This window comes from Streptomyces sp. NPDC127177 (genome assembly GCF_042672475.1).
Taxonomy (GTDB): Bacteria; Actinomycetota; Actinomycetes; order Streptomycetales; family Streptomycetaceae; genus Streptomyces.
Genome location: NZ_JBHXUW010000009.1, coordinates 85,291 through 100,617, shown reverse-complemented (window position 1 = coordinate 100,617; position 15,327 = coordinate 85,291). Strand labels below are relative to the sequence as shown.

15 protein-coding genes and 1 riboswitch are annotated in these 15,327 nt (G+C 72.4%); of the genes, 7 read left to right on the top strand and 8 right to left on the bottom strand.

From position 1 onward, the window contains the following. Positions 1-22: 22 nt before the first annotated feature. Positions 23-1,957, top strand: coding sequence for a cellulase family glycosylhydrolase (locus ACFVJX_RS08825; RefSeq protein ID WP_384122094.1), 1,935 nt, complete (start codon positions 23-25; stop codon positions 1,955-1,957). 60 nt (positions 1,958-2,017) lie between these two features. After that, the gene (locus ACFVJX_RS08820) at positions 2,018-4,348 is read left to right on the top strand and encodes a glycoside hydrolase family 3 N-terminal domain-containing protein (RefSeq protein ID WP_384122097.1); all 2,331 of its coding nucleotides are present in this window, start codon (positions 2,018-2,020) and stop codon (positions 4,346-4,348) included. A 238-nt stretch (positions 4,349-4,586) separates the two neighbouring features. On the opposite strand, the gene ACFVJX_RS08815 is transcribed toward ACFVJX_RS08820, so the two are convergent. After that, entirely contained in the window at positions 4,587-5,039 is a 453-nt protein-coding gene (locus tag ACFVJX_RS08815; protein WP_384122606.1) for a flavodoxin family protein, read from the bottom strand. A 265-nt stretch (positions 5,040-5,304) separates the two neighbouring features. On the opposite strand from ACFVJX_RS08815, the gene ACFVJX_RS08810 reads away from it, so the two are divergent. Beyond that, positions 5,305-5,562, top strand: coding sequence for a hypothetical protein (locus tag ACFVJX_RS08810; protein ID WP_384122100.1), 258 nt, complete (start codon positions 5,305-5,307; stop codon positions 5,560-5,562). A 225-nt stretch (positions 5,563-5,787) separates the two neighbouring features. On the opposite strand, the gene ACFVJX_RS08805 is transcribed toward ACFVJX_RS08810, so the two are convergent. Together ACFVJX_RS08805 and ACFVJX_RS08800 are read right to left on the bottom strand one after the other, a co-directional pair. Then, the gene (locus ACFVJX_RS08805; protein WP_384122103.1) at positions 5,788-6,237 is read right to left on the bottom strand and encodes a helix-turn-helix transcriptional regulator; all 450 of its coding nucleotides are present in this window, start codon (positions 6,235-6,237) and stop codon (positions 5,788-5,790) included. A gap of 51 nt (positions 6,238-6,288) precedes the next feature. Then, positions 6,289-6,759 (bottom strand): MarR family winged helix-turn-helix transcriptional regulator, encoded by a 471-nt coding sequence (locus ACFVJX_RS08800; protein ID WP_384122106.1) that lies wholly within the window; start codon positions 6,757-6,759, stop codon positions 6,289-6,291. Between the two features lie 103 nt (positions 6,760-6,862). Here ACFVJX_RS08800 and ACFVJX_RS08795 point away from each other — a divergent pair, with 103 nt between their 5' ends. After that, positions 6,863-7,822 (top strand): zinc-binding alcohol dehydrogenase family protein, encoded by a 960-nt coding sequence (locus ACFVJX_RS08795; RefSeq protein ID WP_384122109.1) that lies wholly within the window; start codon positions 6,863-6,865, stop codon positions 7,820-7,822. A 113-nt stretch (positions 7,823-7,935) separates the two neighbouring features. Further along, positions 7,936-8,364 carry a pyridoxamine 5'-phosphate oxidase family protein gene (locus tag ACFVJX_RS08790; protein ID WP_384122111.1) on the top strand — a complete coding sequence of 143 codons (429 nt, stop codon included), beginning with the start codon at positions 7,936-7,938 and terminating at the stop codon, positions 8,362-8,364. Positions 8,365-8,472: 108 nt separating this feature from the next. On the opposite strand, the gene ACFVJX_RS08785 is transcribed toward ACFVJX_RS08790, so the two are convergent. Continuing rightward, on the bottom strand, positions 8,473-9,084 hold the full coding sequence (locus ACFVJX_RS08785) for an endonuclease (RefSeq protein WP_384122114.1): 612 nt from the start codon (positions 9,082-9,084) through the stop codon (positions 8,473-8,475). Between the two features lie 145 nt (positions 9,085-9,229). Between ACFVJX_RS08785 and ACFVJX_RS08780 the strand changes: the two genes are divergently transcribed. Continuing rightward, a complete protein-coding gene (locus ACFVJX_RS08780; protein WP_384122116.1) occupies positions 9,230-9,613 on the top strand; it encodes a VOC family protein in 384 nt (127 codons plus the stop codon). Between the two features lie 90 nt (positions 9,614-9,703). Here the strand turns inward: ACFVJX_RS08780 and ACFVJX_RS08775 are convergent, their stop codons facing one another. Beyond that, positions 9,704-10,486 (bottom strand): VOC family protein, encoded by a 783-nt coding sequence (locus ACFVJX_RS08775; RefSeq protein WP_384122118.1) that lies wholly within the window; start codon positions 10,484-10,486, stop codon positions 9,704-9,706. A gap of 41 nt (positions 10,487-10,527) precedes the next feature. Beyond that, a complete protein-coding gene (locus ACFVJX_RS08770) occupies positions 10,528-10,773 on the bottom strand; it encodes a hypothetical protein (RefSeq protein WP_384122122.1) in 246 nt (81 codons plus the stop codon). Between the two features lie 290 nt (positions 10,774-11,063). Continuing rightward, a riboswitch (cobalamin riboswitch) is annotated at positions 11,064-11,280 on the top strand. Positions 11,281-11,442: 162 nt separating this feature from the next. Between ACFVJX_RS08770 and metE the strand changes: the two genes are divergently transcribed. After that, a complete protein-coding gene (metE, locus tag ACFVJX_RS08765; protein ID WP_384122126.1) occupies positions 11,443-13,761 on the top strand; it encodes a 5-methyltetrahydropteroyltriglutamate--homocysteine S-methyltransferase in 2,319 nt (772 codons plus the stop codon). A 51-nt stretch (positions 13,762-13,812) separates the two neighbouring features. Here metE and ACFVJX_RS08760 read toward each other — a convergent pair whose 3' ends face one another. Beyond that, complete coding sequence (locus ACFVJX_RS08760; RefSeq protein WP_384122129.1) at positions 13,813-14,637, bottom strand: ECF transporter S component; 825 nt, start codon at positions 14,635-14,637, stop codon at positions 13,813-13,815. Then, on the bottom strand, positions 14,634-15,327 hold a 694-nt coding region (locus ACFVJX_RS08755; protein WP_385744154.1), incomplete at its 5' end, for an AAA family ATPase. The genes ACFVJX_RS08760 and ACFVJX_RS08755, both read right to left, overlap by 4 nt.

Below are 15,327 nucleotides of genomic sequence, written 5' to 3'. Positions count from 1 at the left end.
TCGAAGAGGTCAGAGCAAGACCATGCGACGTCACAGCGCCCAGCTCACCCATGACTCCGCCGTTCTCCCCTGGCTCGGCGCCAACTTCTGGTCCCGTACCGGCGGTCCGCTGATGTGGCGGAACTACGAGCCGAGGACGGTCCGCGAGGAGCTGGCCGTCCTCCGGGACCACGGGCTGAACATGACCCGGTCGTTCTTCTACTGGCCCGACTTCCACCCCGAGCCCGGACGGATCGACGAGGAGCTGTGCGACCGCTTCCGTGACTTCCTGGACGCCCACACCGAGGCCGGGATGGGGACGGTGCCCACCTTCATCGTCGGCCACATGTCGGGCGAGAACTGGGACCCGGCCTGGCGCGGGGGCCGCGATCTGTACGAGGACGTGTGGCTCGTCGGGCGGCAGGCGTGGTTCGTCTCCCAGATGACCCGCCGCTTCAAGGACCACCCGGCGGTCACCGGCTGGCTGATCACCAACGAGATGCCGGGCTACGGCAGGATCTACCAGGTCGACCCACCCTCCGGCGATGTCGTCACCGCCTGGGCGCAGTTCATGTGCGACGCGGTCCGCGCGGCGGGCGGCACCCAGCCGGTGTCCCTCGGGGACGGTGCGTGGGGCATCGAGGTGACGGGCCGTGACAACGGTTTCTCGCTGCGGGACACCGCCGAGTACGTGGACTTCGTCGGGCCGCACGTGTACCGCTCGGACACGGACCGGCCGCGCCAGCACTACCGCGCCGCGTTCGAGTGCGAACTCGCCGCGGTCACCGGCCAGCCGGTCGTCCTGGAGGAGTTCGGTCTCTCGACCGACATGGTCTCGGCGGCGAACGCGGGCGTGTTCTACCGGCAGACCCTGCACAACTCGCTGCTCGGCGGCGCCACCGGCTGGATGGCCTGGAACAACACGGACTACGACGACCTCTGGGACCAGTCGCCGTACGACCACCACCCCTTCGAGATGCACTTCGGGATCACCGACCGCAACGGCCGGCCGAAGGAACCGCTGCGGGAACTGGCCGATTTCGCCGAGGTGCTGAAGCGGGTCGACTTCGCGCGGTGCCGCCGCTCGGACGCCGACACCGCCCTGGTGGTGCCCGCCTTCCTGGAGCGCGGCTACCCCTACAGCCGTCCCGCCGACCGGCCGCTGATCTTCACCTCGCTGCACCAGGGGTACGTGGCCGCGCGCGGCGCGGACCTGCCGGTGGCGTTCGCCCGGGAGGCGGACGGGCTGCCGGACGACGCCTCGCTGTATCTCCTGCCGTCGACACGGCAGTTGACCACCCGCACCCGCCGCGGGCTGGAGGAGCGGGCCCGCGCAGGCGCCACCGTCTACCTGTCGTTCTGCTCGGGTGAGTACCCGACGACACGCGGTCCCTGGTTCCACGACCTGGACGGCCTGTTCGGCGTGGAGCTCCAGCTCTCCTACGGTGTCGCCGAGCCGATCGAGGACGACGTCCTGGAGATGACGTTCACCGAGGACTTCGGCTCCATCGCCGCCGGCGAGACCCTGACGTTCCCGGTCGCCGGCAACGAGGACAGCCGCGCCTACCTGCCGGTCGTCCCGGTGGACGCGCGGGTCGTCGCCACCGACGCACACGGCCGCCCGGCCCTGCTGCTGCGCGTGACGGGCGAGGGCCGGACGGTCCTGGCGACCTATCCGCTGGAGCACATGGCCGCCCGCACGGCCCGCGCCAATCCGGAGCAGACCCACCGGCTGTATGCGGCACTCGCCGAACTCGCCGGTGCCGCAAGGCCGGTGACCGTCGACACGCCGTTCGTGGCGGCCGACACCCTGGTCCGCGAGGACGGTGCCCGCTTCGTGTGGCTGGTGAGCCAGTCGGACGAGGAGCTGACCGTGCGCCCGTCCACGGACGGGGAGCTGCGTGAGCTGACCGGCGGGGAACCGGTGCGTGACGTGGTGATCGCTCCGTACGGGGTGCGCGTCCTCGAACTGCGCTGACCTCAGCGGCCCCGCTCGACGCGGAGCCGCCCGCACCGCACCGTGAAAGTGAGCCACCCGATGTCCGAGCCGCTATTCCGCGACCCCGCGGTATCCGTCGCCGACCGGGTCCGTGACCTGCTGTCGCGGATGACGCTCACCGAGAAGGTGGGCCAGGTCAACCAGCGCATGTACGGGTGGGACGCGTACGAGCGCACCGCCTCGGGCCACCGGCTGACCGAGGCGTTCCGTGCCGAGGTCGCCGCGTACGACGGGATGGGCGCGCTCTACGGCTTGCAGCGCGCCGACCCGTGGTCGGGTGTGACCGCGGCCACCGGCATCGGAGCGGCGGACGGTGCACGGGTCTCGGACGCGGTCCAGCGGCACGTCGTGGAGAACACCCGGCTCGGCATTCCGGTCCTCATGGTCGAGGAGATGCCGCACGGCCTCCAGGCGCTGGACGGCACCCTGCTGCCGGTCAACCTGGCGGTCGGCGCCACCTGGAACCCGGAGCTGTACGAGGAGGCCGCCGCCTCGGCCGCGGCGCAGCTGCGGTCGCGCGGCGGCCATGTGGCGCTGGTCTCCGCGCTCGACCTGGTGCGCGATCCGCGCTGGGGGCGCGCGGAGGAGTGTTTCGGTGAGGATCCGTACCTGGCGGCGCGGTTCACCCAGGCCCTGGTGCGCGGTGTGCAGGGGCCGCCGGGCCGGGAGTTCGGGCCCGAGCGGGCCGCGGTCGTGCTGAAGCACTTCGCCGGGCAGGGGGCGACGGTCGGCGGCCGCAACAGTGCGGGCACCGAGCTCGGTGCCCGCGAGCTGCACGAGATCCACCTGGAGGCCGCGCTGGCCGGGGTCCGGGCCGGGGCGGCGGGGGTCATGGCGGCGTACAACGAGTTCGACGGCGTGCCGTGCGCCGCGAACCGGGAGCTGCTGACGAGGGTTCTGCGTGAGAGGTGGGGGTTCACCGGGCTGGTCATGGCCGACGGGCTGGCCCTGGACCGTCTGGTGCGGCTGGCGGGGGACCCGGTGGCGGCCGGTGCGCTGGCGCTGGAGGCGGGGACCGATCTGAGCCTGTGGGACAACTGCTTCCCCCGACTGGAGGAGGCCGTTCGACGCGGCCTGGTCGGCGAAGGCACGCTCGACACGGCCGTCGGGCGGGTCCTGGCGCTGAAGTTCCGGCTCGGCCTCTTCGAGCGGCCGTACACCGGGGAGCGCGCTCCGGCTCCGGGACCGGAGTCGCTGAGTGAGCGCATCGCCAGGGAATCCGTCACGCTCCTGGCGCACGACGGCATCACGCTCCCGCTCGGCGGCGGTCTCCGGCGGATCGCGGTCCTCGGCCCGAACGCCGACTCCGTACCGCAGCAGATCGGTGACTACACCGCGCCCCAGCGGCCCGGCACGGGTATCAGCGTCCTGGCCGGCGTGACGGCGGCGGCTCCGGCCGGCGCCGAGGTCGCGTACGCCCGTGGCTGTGATCTGGTCGGCGGCGATCTGTCCGCCGTTCCCGGCGCGGTGGCCGTCGCCGCCGCAGCCGATGTGGCGGTGGTGGTGCTCGGCGGTTCGAGCGCTCGGGAGTCCGGGACGCGTTTCGATGCCAACGGTGCCGCGGTCATCACCTCCGGAAGACCCGTGGAGATGACCTGTGGCGAAGGCGTCGACCTGGCCGGACTCGGGCTGCCTGAGGGGCAGTCGGCCCTGCTCGACGCGGTCGCGGCGACCGGCACGCCCGTCGTCGTGGTGCTGGTCCAGGGCCGCCCGCACGCTCTGCCGGATCTCACCGGCCGGGCCGGGGCGGTGCTGAGCGCCTGGTACCCGGGGCCGTGGGGTGGCCGTGCGGTGGCGGACGTGCTGTTCAGCGCGGCGCAGCCCATGGGCCGGCTGCCCGTGTCGGTCCCCCGGTCCGCGGCCCAGTTGCCGGTCTTCTACAACGGCAAGGACCACGGCTACCGCGGCTATGCCGACCAGCCCGCCACCGCCCGCCACGCGTTCGGCCACGGCCTGAGCTACACGACGGTCGAGTACGGCGCACCCCGGCTGTCCCGGGCCTCGGCGACGGTGGCCGAGTTCGGCACGGGCGCACCACACGGGACGGCTGAACCGCTCCTGTGCAGGGTGGAGGTGCGCAACACGGGCGACCGGCCGGTGCGGGAGACGGTACAGCTCTACGTACGCCGGGTACTGGGCGGGACGTCGTGGCCGCGCGTACGGGAGCTGCGCGGGTTCGCCCGGATCGATCTCGCACCGGGGCAGCGGGCCGAGGCGGCCTTCCCGGTGGAGGCGGACACCCTTGCCTCCGTCACCCGTGCGTGGGAACGGGCCGTGGAGCCTGGGGAGTTCGCGATCGGAACCGGCCCGTCCTCGGACCGGACCCAGGAGGCCGGGCTGACCGTGACAGCTTCGCCGAGCGGCACCTGACGGACGACGGAACCCACCCCGTCGCCATCGGCAAGGCGCACGAGCGGCTCACGGAGGACGGTGTGGCCCGGCCGGTCTGCTGCACCCTGTCCGCGTCGGACGGGGCCGGAAACCTCGATGTCTCCCCGCGGTGACCTGACACCGCGTCGTGCACGACGTCCGCACCGCGTTGGGGGGCCTGCGGTCTCAACGGCCGCAGCCGGGGTGCCGTTGGGCCGGACCGCAACGGCCGGGCGGCTCAGTCCATCAGGCCGCCGGCGAGCGTCGCACCGAGCTCCCAGCACGCCTCGGTGTCGGCCCTGCCCGGCTCCCCCGTCACCGTCACGGCCTCCGCCGCACGGCGCCAGCCCAGCCCCGTGGTGATCGATTCGATGCCCCGCACGGCCCCCGTCACGTCATTGCCCCCGTGCACGTAGTACCCGAAGGGCCGGCCCCTCGTGGTGTCCAGGCACGGGTAGTAGACCTGGTCGAAGAAGTGCTTGAGGGCGCCGGACATGTAGCCGAGATTGGCCGGGGTGCCGAGCAGCAGACCGTCGGCCGCGAGCACGTCGCACGCCGTCGCGGCGAGTGCCGCGCGCCGTACGACCCGGACGCCCTCGATCCCGTCCGCCGCCGCACCGGAGACGACGGCTTCGAAGAGCGCCTGGCAGTTCGGCGAGGGCGTGTGATGCACGATCAGCAGAGTGGCCACCCCCGAACCCTGCCGCCCCCGTCCGCCGACCGCAAGCGAGGCACGTCCCGGCCGGCCCGTGGCACTCGACCACCCGAGCCGCCGCCCACGGTCCGCCGGGCCGGGCGCGCTCACGCCGGGCGGGCCCGCGGTGACCAGCCAGGAGGTGCTGCGCAGCCGGACGGAGTCCTGCTCCTCGTGATCGCGCAGATGGCTCACGAGCGTCTCGCGCGCACGGTCCCCGGCCTCCTGGTCCACCCGGCCGGTGAGGTGTCGGCCGGGGCCGGTGTCCAGCAGGAAGGTCGCCGCCGATCTGGTGCTGGACCGGCTCGCGCACCGCGCGGGAGGCCGAGGCCCTGCCCGGACGCGCGGGCGAGGACACGGTGGCCGGGAACCTGAGGTCGCGCTCGCGCTGCTGGATTCCAGCGGTCCGACGAGCGCCGCCCTGGCTCCGACCCGCCCCGGCGCCTCCCTGCGGGTGCGCGAGTCACTGGAGGCGGAGGCGCCAGGCTTCTCCGCGCCCCAGCGGAACATCACCCGGTAGCTGGACGCCGAACTACGCCTGGGGCGCCTCGTGACGGGTACGGACACGGCTGCGGTCGCGCTCGCCGTGGTCGGGATCGCCCATCACCTCCTGATGACGGCGCACTCCGGAACCCCGGACCCCCGGAGACAGTTGCGGGGGCTCGTCACCATGCTCGTGGGGGCGGGCTGGGTCGCCCCCTGGGGGGTGAGCGGACGCGCTCCGACGAAGGGTGTCCGTGAGCCCTTACCGCACGGCTCGGGGGTCCGTGCGGGCCGCTTCCCCGATGGTGGCCGGCCGGTCCTTGACGGGACGGGTGTGCGCCTTGGCCAGGCAGGCGGGCATCGCACGCACATCACTGTGGTCCCCGGCCCGGTACGCGCTCGGTGTCATCCCCACCAGCTCGGTGAACCTCGAACTGAACGAGCCGAGGGAGGTACAGCCGACCGCCATGCAGGCGTCGGTCACGCTCATACCGGTGCGCAACAGAGCCATGGCCCGTTCGACCCGCCGGGTCATGAGATAGCTGTACGGCGTCTCCCCGTAGGCCGCCCGGAAGGCCCGCGAGAAGTGCCCCGGCGACATCAGCGCGCGGCGCGCCATCGCCGTCACGTCGAGCGGACGCGCGTACTCCCGGTCCACCAGATCGCGCGCCCGGCGCAGGTGCGCGAGGTTGGCCAGGTACTGGTCGTCCATGGGACGAGAGAATACTCCGGCGGAAAGGGGCCGACGGCCCGGCGGCGGCTCTCAAACCGCCTGCCCGGAGACGCCCCGCCGCGCGGAGACGAGCGAGGCGGCGAGCTCCGTGAGCCGGGCGCGCTGACCGGCGGAGAGCTCACCGGTCAGCGCCGTCACCCGGCGGCCGATCTCGTCCGTGCAGCGCTCGGCGAGCTGCCTGCCATCCGGGGTCAGGGTGACCAGGACGGCGCGGCCGTCGTACGGAGAGGGTGCGCGCTCGACCAGGCCACGCTTCTCCGCACGGCCGACCAGCCCGGTCATCGAGGACTTGTCCAGGCCCAGGTGGCGACCGAGTTCGACCATTCCCGCCCGCCGGTCGCGCAGGATCCCGAGCAGCCTGATCTGGATGACCGAAAGGTCGTGCTCGGCACCGGCCGCGGTCACGATGCGATGGATGAGGAAGGACAGCTGCACCAAGGCGTCCACTGTGTTCTGGGGCCCGTCGTCGGCAAGGCCGGACGCTTCGGAATCGGTGGTCATGGGACCAGCCTATTTGACGTAGTACGCGGCGCAAACTACCTTCGAATTTAGTACGTGCCGCAAACCAAATGGTGGCGGCATCCCCATGGAACGGGAGAACCCCATGCACGCCGCAGTCGTACGCTCCTTCGGCTCCCCGCCCCGGTTCGAGACCTTCCCCGCGCCCACCGCCTCCGGGGACCACGAGGTCCTCGTCGACGTCCTGGCCGCCGGTCTGCACCCGCGAGTGCGCTCGGCCGCGGACGGCAGCCACTACACCTCCGACGGCACGCTTCCCCTGGTGCCCGGCCTCGACGCGGTCGGCCGCACCCGGGAGGGCGAGCTGCTCTACTTCGTCGCCACGGACCAGGCCCTGGGCACGATGGCGGAGCAGGCCGTCGTCGACCGCCGCAGGTCAGTCCCCCTGCCGCCCGGAACGGACCCGGCCTCGGTGGCAGCGGCCATGAACCCCGGCATGTCCTCCTGGGTGGCGCTGCGCTCCCGCACCTCCTTCCGGGCCGGGGGCTCCGTCCTGGTACTGGGCGCCACGGGAAGCGCCGGACAGCTCGCCGTCCAGATCGCCCGGCACCTCGGTGCCGCCCGGGTGATCGGCGCGGGCCGTGATCCCGAGCGGCTCGGCCTGCTGAAGAGCCTCGGGGCCGACGGGACGGTCAGCCTCACGGGCGAGGAGAGGGCCGTGGCGGACCGGCTCGGAGAGGCGGCGGCGGACGTCGACGTCGTCATCGACTACCTGTGGGGCGATGTCACCCAGCGAGCCATGCCCGCGCTGCTGACCGCCCGGGGCGACCGCGCGAAGGCCCTGACCTGGATCCAGATCGGGTCCATGGCCGGCCAGGACATCTCACTGCCCTCGTACCTGCTGCGCGCGGCGAACCTGAACATCATGGGCAGCGGCCAGGGCTCCGTGACGACGGCCGGCATCGTCGCCGAACTGCCGTCCCTCGCCGAGCAGATCGCCGCCGGAACGCTGGCCGTCGACCCCCTGCCCATGCCGCTGAGCGAAGTCGGGCAGGCCTGGAACACGCCCACCGCACCCGGGCAACGGATCGTTCTGACGCCCTGACATCCACCCGCCCCACGCCGGACCGCGACGCTACCGACGTGACGGGGCGAACGCTGCATAATGCCTCGCATCGACACATCCGGGCTCACGAACCCACCACGAAGGAGTCACCCGTGGCTTTGACCCGTGAAGAGCGCGAGCAGTTTCTGGCGGAGCCGCACGTCGCCGCGCTGGCCGTGAACGCGACGGAGCAGGACCGATCACCGCTGACCGTGCCGATCTGGTACCAGTACCGGCCCGGCGGCGACGTCTGGATCATGACAGGGCTCAACTCCCGCAAGGGGAAGTCGATCGCCTCGGCCGGCCGGTTCTGCCTGATGGTCGACCGGGTCTCACCGACCGTCCGCTACGTCTCGGTCGAGGGCCCCGTCGTCTCGACCGTCCCGGCCACACGCGAACAGCTGGTCGAGATGTCGTCGCGCTACCTGCCCGCCGACAAGGTGGACGGCTACGTCGACGTCGCCTGGAAGGAGCACGGCGAGCAGGTCGTCATCCACATGCGGCCGCAACGCTGGCTCAGCTCGGACCTCGGCCAGGTCTGAGGGTTCCCAGGGCGTGTTCTGAAAGTCCGCCTCCGCCCCGCGGCATCCGGCACGCACGCCCTGAAGCGGCTCGACGGCGGGACTCCGCGGGACGCTGCGGGACGCCCATCATTTGGCGAGGTCGGCCCGGACAAGTGCCGCCGCCAGCCTCGGCAGGTCCTCGTCGGAGACCTGACGGGCCAGTCCCTGGGGCGTCCTGGGCAGACCGAGCTCGGCCGCGGCGTCGCGGGCCCGCGCGTCGAACGCCGGGCTCAGCTCCGGCCATACGGCCTGTGCCTCCCGGCTGAAGATGTCGGCTCCCACGGGTCCGATGCGGGGAAACCCCCGGAGCAGTTCCCGGATGCGCTCCGGGTCTCCGCCGGACGTGTCACGCAGCCTCCGCAGGTCTCCGCGATACCGGTCGAGAGTAAGTCGCGCCCCGTCCCCCAGCGCGGTGGCCGTGCTCTCGTCGTAGCGGCGGTAGTGGGCCCGGCCGAGAGCATCCACCCGGTCCTGCCAGGAGGAGGCCGCCATGGCCCGGGGCGTGCGCATCCCGGCGCCGAACAGCTGCCGGGCGGCGGCCACCGCGATGTCCGCCTTGATGGGCACCGAGAACAGCACACAGAGGGTCAGCAGTTGATACAGCGGTGCCGGCGTGTTCCGCAGCCGGATGCCGGCTTCCTCGGCATAGGTCTGCCCGTGCTCCTCGAGCAGACGCTTCGCTTTCACTGTCCGGGGCATCATGGTCCTCCGGCTCGTCCGAATTGAGGGCGTCACCCGGCCACCGGCAATTTTACCTCCGCGCGGGCCCGGGGTCCTTGTCGCGGAGACCGGCAGGCCGCCGTGTTCCCGGACCCGGCCCGGCTGTCCACGTACACTGCCGGCCATGGCATGCCGCATCTCCGAACTGGTCATCGACGCCGCCGATCCCGAACTGCTCGCCGTGTTCTGGGGCGAGGTCCTCGGCTACGCCGAACTCGGCCGGGAGGACGACGGGAGCATCGAGATCGGGCCGCCCGACGCCGGCTTCGGCGGTCCGCAGCCCACTCTCGTCCTGAGTCCCAGCAGCGACCCGAGGCCGGGGAAGCTCCCGCTGCACATCGACGTCAGTCCCACCGACCTCGACCAGGACGCCGAACTCGACCGGTTGCTCGGGCTCGGCGCCAGGCCCGCCGATGTCGGCCAGAGCGGTGACGAGAGCTGGCACGTCCTGGCCGACCCGGAGGGCAACGAGTTCTGCCTGCTGCGCACCCGGGTCCGGCCCGTCTGACCACGGGGCCCGCGAGCCGGCGGGCCCGATCCCGGACCACTCACCCGTTCGGGTGAAGCCGGGTGCTGGGTATCGGCTGCCTCCTCACCCCTACCGCTGGGAGAGCGTGAACAGCCCGCCGTCCGGATCCTGCAGAGTGCGCGAGAAACCCTTCGGCGTCCAGGAGGCGGCTGAGGGCTCGGGCCTGCTGCCGCCCGCCTCGACCGCGGCGACAACCGCCCGCTCGACGTCGTCGACGGTGAAGTTCACGAGCCAGCGCGGTCGCAGGTGTGTCTGCGGGGACGTCTGCACGCCACCGCCACGCAGTGAGAGAACCGCTCGTCCGTCCCGTTCGACGACCACGTGGTCGTGCCGGTGCACGATGTCGAAGTCCGCTCCCGCGGCCCAGCCGAAGACCTCCCCGTAGAACACCGCGGCATCGAACACGTCACGGGTCTGCAGGTCGATACGGGCGGGGGCGCTGCCCTCGCCCGGCGACCAGGCCAGTGCGGGACCCTCCCAGAATCCGAACGTGGCCCCGTCCCGGTCCGCTGCCAGTCCGGCGCGGCCCTCGCCGAGCGCCATCGGCCCGACCGCCATGGTGGCGCCCCGGTCCCGGATTCGCGCCGCCGTCACGTCGGCGTCCCGCACCGCGAAGTACGGCGTCCACACCGAGGACGGGGAGAGCCCCGGCCGCTGGGCCCCGATCCCCGCCACGGGTTCACCCCCGGACGACGCGACGAGGAACTCACCGCCCAGGGAACTGGCCCGGAAGTCCCAGCCGAGCACCGCCGTGTAGAAGGTCCGGGCGGCGGACAGGTCACCGACCATCAGGTTGACCCAGCACGGGAGGCCCGGGACAGGTACGACCTGATCCGCAGCGGACGTAGACATCAGTTCTCCTTCGCGGCCTTCGCCGCGTCGTGTCGTGGGTGTCAGCCGGACGGTTCGTCGGGAACCGGGTGCTCGGGGTGGTGGCCCGGATGCGGGGAGCCCCGCCGGCCGGTGCCGGCCTCGTCCGTGTCGGGAATCTTCGAATCGGGCTTCTCGTCGGCGTCCGGCCGAGCCGAGCCACCGACCACGTCCCAGGGGTCCTCGTCCTCGGCGGCCTGCTGGTCGGGCGGGTCCCTCGGAATCGGGTCCGCACTGTCCTCGGGGTCTCTCGGCTGAGGTTCCTTCACGGTGTTCTCGCTTCCTCCGGCGGGGTGGGTGCCCGGTGCGCGTACCCGGGCGGCCGGCGATGATGCGCGGCCCCTCGCGGAACCGGACGGTCACTGATCAGCGGCTGCGGCGGCCCGGGGGCAATACATTCGTCCCACAGGAGCGCGGATCACGCTCTTCGAGCGAGCGTCCCGCGTACCCGCCGGACCGCGGCGTGGGGGCGGGCTCCGGCCAGGCCGTGACACCGACCCGTGTCTCATTTCACGTTCCGGAATGTGAACGGCGGTGCCCGGGGCGTGGACGACCCTCTAGTCTGGCCCGTGCAGCTGGTTCGCCCTGTCCGCCAGGCAGGCGCGTCGCAAGAGGGAACCCGGTGTGATTCCGGGACTGCCCCGCAGCGGTGAGTGGGAACGACCGCCGTCATACGCACTGGATCCGGTCGGATCTGGGAAGCGACGGCCAGTAGGTGTCCGCCTCGGCGGACCTGCCCGCGAGTCCGAAGACCTGCCCGTTGCCCGCACGCGACCCACTCGTGTGCGGAGATCCCGGTGACCTCGTGGGCGGGTCGGCGTGCATACCGTACGGAGGACCGCGCCGAGGGCGCGGCCGGGATCCGTCCGGTTCGTCACCCCTTCGCGTCCGCGTCCCGTCCCGGGATGTTCAGGAGTCATCTCGCGAAGGAGAGTTCCGTGACAGCGAAGCCCGCAGCCGCGGCAGCACGAGCCACCGTGTACGGCTACCCCCGCCAGGGCCCGAACCGGGAACTGAAGAAGGCCATCGAGGGCTACTGGAAGGGCCGTGTCACCGCCGACGCCCTCCGGGAGACGGCGGCCGGTCTGCGCCGCTCCAACTGGCGGCGGCTGGCGGACGCCGGGGTCCACGAGGTACCGACCGGCGACTTCTCGTACTACGACCACGTCCTGGACACCAGCGTCATGGTCGGCGCGGTCCCCCTGCGACACCGTGCGGCCGTCGGAACCGACGCGCTGGACGGCTACTTCGCGATGGCCCGCGGCACGCAGGACGTGGCGCCGCTGGAGATGACCAAGTGGTTCGACACCAACTACCACTACCTCGTCCCCGAGCTCGGTCCTGACACCGTCTTCACCGCCGACTCCACCAAGCAGGTCAACGAGCTCGGCGAAGCCCTCGCGCTCGGGCACACCGCCCGGCCGGTGCTCGTCGGCCCCGTCACCTACCTGCTGCTGGCCAAGCCCGCGCCGGGAGTGCCGGCCGACTTCGCACCGCTCACCCTGCTGGACCGGCTGCTGCCGGTGTACGCGGAGGTACTCGCCGATCTGCGCGCCGCAGGCGCCGAATGGGTGCAGATCGACGAGCCCGCGCTCGTCCAGGACCGCACCCCGGCCGAACTGAACGCCGCCACCCGCGCCTACCGTGACCTCGGCTCCCTGACGGACCGTCCGCGGCTCCTCGTCGCCTCCTACTTCGACCGGCTCGGCGATGCCCTGTCCGTCCTGGCGAAGGCCCCTGTCGAGGGGCTTGCCCTGGACTTCACGGACGCGGCGGCCGCCAATCTCGAGGACCTCGCCGCCGCCGGCGGGCTGCCCGGCAAGCGGCTCGTCGCGGGCGTCGTCAACGGCCGCAACATCTGGATCAACGACTACGAGAAGTCCCTCTCCACTCTCGCCACCCTGCTCGGCCTCGCCGACCGGGTCGACGTGGCCGCGTCCTGCTCCCTGCTGCACGTGCCCCTCGACGCGGCGGCCGAGAGGGACATCGACCCCCAGGTCCTGCGCTGGCTCGCCTTCGCCGAACAGAAGACGGCGGAGGTCGTCACCCTGGCCAGGGGGCTGGCCCGGGGCACCGACGCCGTCACAGCGGAGATCGCCGCCAACCGCGCCGACCTCGCCTCCCGCAGGAACTCCCCCCTCACCCGCGACCCCGCTGTCCGGGCCAGGACTGCGGCCGTCACCGACGCCGACGGCCGTCGCTCCCAGCCGTACACCGAACGGGCCGCCGCGCAGCGGGCCCATCTCGGGCTGCCGCTGCTGCCCACGACCACCATCGGCTCGTTCCCGCAGACCCCTGAGCTGCGCACGGCCCGCGCGGACCTGCGGGCGGGCCGCATCGACACGGCCGGTTACGAGGAACGGATCAGGGCCGAGATCGGCGAGGTCATCTCCTTCCAGGAGAAGACCGGCATCGACGTCCTGGTGCACGGCGAGCCCGAACGCAACGACATGGTGCAGTACTTCGCGGAGCAGCTCACCGGCTACCTCGCCACCCAGCACGGCTGGGTCCAGTCCTACGGCACCCGCTACGTCCGCCCGCCGGTGCTCGCGGGAGACATCTCCCGCCCCGGGCCGATGACGGTGCGCTGGACCTCGTACGCCCAGTCGCTCACCGGCCGTCCCGTCAAGGGCATGCTGACCGGGCCCGTCACGATGCTGGCCTGGTCCTTCGTCCGGGACGACCAGCCCCTCGGCGACACCGCCCGGCAGGTCGCCCTGGCGCTGCGTGACGAGGTCGACGACCTCGAGGCGGCGGGGACTTCGGTCATCCAGGTCGACGAGCCCGCCCTGCGCGAGACGCTGCCCCTGCGCGCGGCGGACCGCGCCTCGTACCTGGACTGGGCCACCGAGGCATTCCGCCTCTCGACCAGCGGTGTGCGCCCGGACACCCAGATCCACACCCACATGTGCTACGCCGAGTTCGGCGACATCGTCCAGGCCATCGACGATCTCGACGCCGACGTGATCAGCCTGGAGGCCGCCCGCTCCCACATGCAGGTCGCCCGCGAACTCGCCGCGCACGGCTACCCGCGCGAAGCCGGACCCGGCGTGTACGACATCCACTCCCCGCGGGTGCCCGGTGCCGACGAGGCGGCCGCGCTGCTCCGCACGGGGCTGGAGGCGATTCCCGCCGAACGCCTGTGGGTCAACCCCGACTGCGGTCTGAAGACCCGCGGCTGGCCCGAGACCAGGGCGTCCCTGGAGAACCTGGTGGCCGCGGCCCGTACCGTCCGAGGTGAGCTGCCCACCTCCTGACCGAGAAGTGCCGGGCGGCCGGGGCGTGTTGTTCGCCCCGGCCGCCCGGACTCACCTGACGTCGGGGGCGGGGGGCGCTGACGGGGCGAACCGGACCGGGGCCTGGAAGCGGGCGCGGCGGGCTGCCCGGCGGAACGTGGTGAGCACGGCCGGGCCGGCCAGCATGATGCAGACGAAGTTGGTGACGGCCCGGCCGGTGTCCCACCCGAGCGAGGTGGCGAGGTCGAAGGCGAGGTAGCGGTGCCACTGCTCCGTGAACGGCAGGCCCGGCAGATAGGCGATGGAACTGTTCGGGTCGAGGGAGAACGGCCAGAAGGACAGGTTCAGCAGGAAGCCGAAGAGGTATCCGGAGACCGAGCCGTAGGCGGCGAGCATCAGAACCTCGCGGCGACCGGTGGCCCGGGGCAGGAATCCGGCGAGCATGCCCACGAAGGCGCAGCCGAACATCTGGTAGGGCATCCAGGGTCCGACGCCGCCCGTGATCAGTGCGGAGGTGAAGAGCGAGGTGCAGCCGAGGGTGAAGCCGAAGCCGGGGCCGTAGACGCGGCCGGCCAGGACGAGGACGAAGAAGACCGTTTCGATGCCCGCTGTTCCGGCGCCGAGGGGACGCAGGGCCGCGTTGACGGCGGACAGCACGCCGAGCATGGCCAGGGCCTTGGAGCTGATGCCGCCCTCGGCCATCTCGGAGAGCACCACGCACAGTACGAGGACGAGCAGGACGCCGAAGATGAGCGGCGGCGCGTAGTTGGAACCGAACTTCCCGGGGGCGACGACGAATGGCCAGAAGAACGCGACCGCTCCGAGGAACGCGGCCAGGGCGATGACCAGCGAGACGCGGGGGGTGAGCCGGATGGCGGTCGCGGTGCCTGCGTTCATGTCCGGTCCTCGCCGTCGTGGGGCTCGGCGGCGACCGCCGAAAGGGCCGAGTTCACCTGATCGACGGTCAGGAAGGACAGCGGAGCCAGGATTTTGGCGGTCTGTGGGGCGAACACCGGTGAGGCGACGATGACTTCGGCGGTGGGACCGTCCGCGACGATGTCGCCCTCGGCCATCACGACGACCCGGTCGGCCGTCCGTGCCACGAACTCGACGTCGTGGGTGGAGATGACGACGGAGCGGCCCTCGTCGGCGAGCGCGGCGACGATCCGGGTCAGTTCCGCCTTGGCCCGGTAGTCGAGCCCGCGGGTCGGTTCGTCGAGCAGCACGATCCGGGGTGCGGCAGCCAGTTGGATCGCCAGGACGAGGGCCAGCTTCTGGCCTTCGGACAGATCCCGGGGGTGGGTGGCGTCGGCGATGCCCGGGGCCAGGCGGTCGAGGATGCTCCGCGCCCCGGAGGACTCGCCCCCGTGGGCGGACTCGCTGTCGGCCTGGTCGAGCTCCTGCTCGACGCTTTCGAGGTAGAGGAGGTCGGCGGGTGTCTGGGGGACCAGGCCGACGAGGCGGCGCGGGCGATCCCCCGGCCCGGGGCGGGGGTCGAGCGCCCGGCCCCCGCCCCGGGCGCGCCCCGGTGCCGCCCCCCCCGGGCCGGACCCCCCCACACCCCCCCCCACGGGGGAAGTAACCCCC